This is a genomic window from Pseudomonas oplopanacis, assembly GCF_057128725.1.
This window is the reverse complement of sequence record NZ_JBSKHV010000034.1, coordinates 1-3,549: the sequence shown is the minus strand read 5'-3', so window position 1 is coordinate 3,549 and position 3,549 is coordinate 1. Positions and strand designations below refer to the sequence as shown.

Sequence of the window (3,549 nt, the reverse complement as noted above, 5' to 3'; positions counted from 1 at the left end):
CGAAATTGGGTCTGTAGCTCAGTTGGTTAGAGCGCACCCCTGATAAGGGTGAGGTCGGCAGTTCGAATCTGCCCAGACCCACCAATTTTGTGTGGGAAACGCCTGTAGAAATACGGGGCCATAGCTCAGCTGGGAGAGCGCCTGCCTTGCACGCAGGAGGTCAACGGTTCGATCCCGTTTGGCTCCACCACTACTGCTTCTGTTAGTAAGAAAGCTTAGAAATGAGCATTCCATCGCGAGATGGTGAATGTTGATTTCTAGTCTTTGACTAGTTCGTTCTTTAAAAATTTGGGTATGTGATAGAAAGATAGACTGAACGTTACTTTCACTGGTAACGGATCAGGCTAAGGTAAAATTTGTGAGTTCTCTTAAATGAGAAATTCGAATTTTCGGCGAATGTCGTCTTCACAGTATAACCAGATTGCTTGGGGTTATATGGTCAAGTGAAGAAGCGCATACGGTGGATGCCTTGGCAGTCAGAGGCGATGAAAGACGTGGTAGCCTGCGAAAAGCTTCGGGGAGTCGGCAAACAGACTTTGATCCGGAGATGTCTGAATGGGGGAACCCAGCCATCATAAGATGGTTATCTTAAGCTGAATACATAGGCTTAAGAGGCGAACCAGGGGAACTGAAACATCTAAGTACCCTGAGGAAAAGAAATCAACCGAGATTCCCTTAGTAGTGGCGAGCGAACGGGGACTAGCCCTTAAGTGGCTTTGAGATTAGCGGAACGCTCTGGAAAGTGCGGCCATAGTGGGTGATAGCCCTGTACGCGAAAATCTCTTAGTCATGAAATCGAGTAGGACGGAGCACGAGAAACTTTGTCTGAATATGGGGGGACCATCCTCCAAGGCTAAATACTACTGACTGACCGATAGTGAACTAGTACCGTGAGGGAAAGGCGAAAAGAACCCCGGAGAGGGGAGTGAAATAGATCCTGAAACCGTATGCGTACAAGCAGTGGGAGCCCACTTTGTTGGGTGACTGCGTACCTTTTGTATAATGGGTCAGCGACTTATTTTCAGTGGCGAGCTTAACCGAATAGGGGAGGCGTAGCGAAAGCGAGTCTTAATAGGGCGTCTAGTCGCTGGGAATAGACCCGAAACCGGGCGATCTATCCATGGGCAGGTTGAAGGTTGGGTAACACTAACTGGAGGACCGAACCGACTACCGTTGAAAAGTTAGCGGATGACCTGTGGATCGGAGTGAAAGGCTAATCAAGCTCGGAGATAGCTGGTTCTCCTCGAAAGCTATTTAGGTAGCGCCTCATGTATCACTGTAGGGGGTAGAGCACTGTTTCGGCTAGGGGGTCATCCCGACTTACCAAACCGATGCAAACTCCGAATACCTACAAGTGCCGAGCATGGGAGACACACGGCGGGTGCTAACGTCCGTCGTGAAAAGGGAAACAACCCAGACCGTCAGCTAAGGTCCCAAAGTTATGGTTAAGTGGGAAACGATGTGGGAAGGCTTAGACAGCTAGGAGGTTGGCTTAGAAGCAGCCACCCTTTAAAGAAAGCGTAATAGCTCACTAGTCGAGTCGGCCTGCGCGGAAGATGTAACGGGGCTCAAACCATACACCGAAGCTACGGGTATCACTTAGGTGATGCGGTAGAGGAGCGTTCTGTAAGCCTGTGAAGGTGAGTTGAGAAGCTTGCTGGAGGTATCAGAAGTGCGAATGCTGACATGAGTAACGACAATGGGTGTGAAAAACACCCACGCCGAAAGACCAAGGTTTCCTGCGCAACGTTAATCGACGCAGGGTTAGTCGGTCCCTAAGGCGAGGCTGAAAAGCGTAGTCGATGGAAAACAGGTTAATATTCCTGTACTTCTGGTTATTGCGATGGAGGGACGGAGAAGGCTAGGCCAGCTTGGCGTTGGTTGTCCAAGTTTAAGGTGGTAGGCTGGAATCTTAGGTAAATCCGGGATTCTAAGGCCGAGAGCTGATGACGAGTGTTCTTTTAGAACACGAAGTGGTTGATGCCATGCTTCCAAGAAAAGCTTCTAAGCTTCAGGTAACCAGGAACCGTACCCCAAACCGACACAGGTGGTTGGGTAGAGAATACCAAGGCGCTTGAGAGAACTCGGGTGAAGGAACTAGGCAAAATGGCACCGTAACTTCGGGAGAAGGTGCGCCGGTGAGGGTGAAGCATTTACTGCGTAAGCCCATGCCGGTCGAAGATACCAGGCCGCTGCGACTGTTTATTAAAAACACAGCACTCTGCAAACACGAAAGTGGACGTATAGGGTGTGACGCCTGCCCGGTGCCGGAAGGTTAATTGATGGGGTTAGCTAACGCGAAGCTCTTGATCGAAGCCCCGGTAAACGGCGGCCGTAACTATAACGGTCCTAAGGTAGCGAAATTCCTTGTCGGGTAAGTTCCGACCTGCACGAATGGCGTAACGATGGCGGCGCTGTCTCCACCCGAGACTCAGTGAAATTGAAATCGCTGTGAAGATGCAGTGTATCCGCGGCTAGACGGAAAGACCCCGTGAACCTTTACTATAGCTTTGCACTGGACTTTGAATTTGCTTGTGTAGGATAGGTGGGAGGCTTTGAAGCGTGGACGCCAGTTCGCGTGGAGCCAACCTTGAAATACCACCCTGGCAACTTTGAGGTTCTAACTCAGGTCCGTTATCCGGATCGAGGACAGTGTATGGTGGGTAGTTTGACTGGGGCGGTCTCCTCCTAAAGAGTAACGGAGGAGTACGAAGGTGCGCTCAGACCGGTCGGAAATCGGTCGTAGAGTATAAAGGCAAAAGCGCGCTTGACTGCGAGACAGACACGTCGAGCAGGTACGAAAGTAGGTCTTAGTGATCCGGTGGTTCTGTATGGAAGGGCCATCGCTCAACGGATAAAAGGTACTCCGGGGATAACAGGCTGATACCGCCCAAGAGTTCATATCGACGGCGGTGTTTGGCACCTCGATGTCGGCTCATCACATCCTGGGGCTGAAGCCGGTCCCAAGGGTATGGCTGTTCGCCATTTAAAGTGGTACGCGAGCTGGGTTTAGAACGTCGTGAGACAGTTCGGTCCCTATCTGCCGTGGACGTTTGAGATTTGAGAGGGGCTGCTCCTAGTACGAGAGGACCGGAGTGGACGAACCTCTGGTGTTCCGGTTGTCACGCCAGTGGCATTGCCGGGTAGCTATGTTCGGAATAGATAACCGCTGAAAGCATCTAAGCGGGAAACTAGCCTCAAGATGAGATCTCACTGGGACCTTGAGTCCCCTGAAGGGCCGTCGAAGACTACGACGTTGATAGGTTGGGTGTGTAAGCGCTGTGAGGCGTTGAGCTAACCAATACTAATTGCCCGTGAGGCTTGACCATATAACACCCAAGCAATCTGTGAACTCGAGAGAGGCCAGATTGCGGTGTGTGAAGACGATACATTGTCGAAAATTCGAAACACACAAATCTATCGCATACCCATTCGCTGGAGCGTGATCCGTAAGGAGCACGACCTGGCTACCGAATTTCTTGACGACCATAGAGCATTGGAACCACCTGATCCCATCCCGAACTCAGCAGTGAAACGATGCATCGCCGA

At 51.0% G+C, this 3,549-nt stretch carries 2 tRNA genes and 2 rRNA genes; all 4 read left to right on the top strand.

Annotation, left to right across the window (positions count from 1 at the left end):
- Window positions 1-7: 7 nt before the first annotated feature.
- Window positions 8-84: transfer RNA gene (locus tag ACWKV5_RS29555), tRNA-Ile, on the top strand.
- Window positions 85-114: 30 nt separating this feature from the next.
- Window positions 115-190, top strand: a tRNA-Ala gene (locus tag ACWKV5_RS29550).
- A gap of 247 nt (window positions 191-437) precedes the next feature.
- Window positions 438-3,329 (top strand): 23S ribosomal RNA (locus tag ACWKV5_RS29545).
- 149 nt (window positions 3,330-3,478) lie between these two features.
- Window positions 3,479-3,549 (top strand): 5S ribosomal RNA (gene rrf, locus ACWKV5_RS29540); the annotation flags it as partial.